We start from the raw sequence: 754 nt of genomic DNA, 5'->3' as shown, positions 1-754 counted from the left end.
ACACCTTGCGATATAGCGCGTTTTTTGAGCGTCTGTTTGGCGGGGTGGTCATTTATATCGACCTTACCTTTGCGCGCGCGCGAGGGAGGCACAGTGACGGGTTTTGACTGCTCAAAATCGATTCTATGGTTGCCTTGCAACGCCCCGCGGTACTTGTGAATAGCACAATTCACGCAAGAACACTGGTGTACAGGATTGCCGTCCATACACCAGCAGCAATAACGGCGGATTGCCGCTGTCCTGTCCGCGCCTCTATGAGGCTTTGCCAATCCGAAAAGCTCGCAGCTGTCGTCTGCGCATTTCACGTCGTTGCAGTCGGCGCAGCGCCTTTTTATGGCTTCTTTAGCGGTCAACTTTTCGTGTAGGGAATTCACTTTGCGCCTCCCTGCACCGTGCGGGCGCACTGCTCGGAGACGCGGCGTACCTCCCCCGCGTGCAGGGTAAGCGTTATGCCTACCTCGCCATAATCGGGCGCGGCGTTGATAAGTCGGGTAATTGCTTCACTGGCGACAGAGGCTGCCGCTTCTTTCTGTGCGGGGGTTAGCATTGTGCTACCTCCCCGCTTGCGGCGGTGCCCATAGCCTGCGCTATAAGTCCGTCAATGTAGGCACGGGCAAAAAGGGGATAACTGCCTATGCGGACGCACGGCAGTTTGCCCAGCTTGGTCAGCCGAGAGACGTTCGCCTTTGAACAGCCGAGTATCCCGGCAGTTTCCTTCAGCGAGTAGAATTGCGGCTCTTTCGCCGCTTGTGTT

General features: G+C 56.8%; 3 protein-coding genes. All 3 read right to left on the bottom strand.

The window, feature by feature from the left end; genetic code table 11:
* The coding region (locus tag AWU74_RS12790) for a hypothetical protein (RefSeq protein WP_238580219.1) at window positions 1-374 on the bottom strand (374 nt) is incomplete at its 3' end.
* Window positions 371-547 (bottom strand): hypothetical protein, encoded by a 177-nt coding sequence (locus AWU74_RS11905; protein ID WP_162482116.1) that lies wholly within the window; start codon window positions 545-547, stop codon window positions 371-373. The genes AWU74_RS11905 and AWU74_RS12790, both read right to left, overlap by 4 nt.
* Window positions 541-754: helix-turn-helix domain-containing protein (locus AWU74_RS11900; protein ID WP_187150914.1), on the bottom strand; the 214-nt coding region annotated here is incomplete at its 5' end. The genes AWU74_RS11900 and AWU74_RS11905, both read right to left, overlap by 7 nt.

It is taken from the genome of Treponema endosymbiont of Eucomonympha sp., assembly GCF_001028545.1.
Note: the sequence above shows the minus strand (reverse complement) of the source record. Positions and strands in the feature narration are given on the sequence as shown.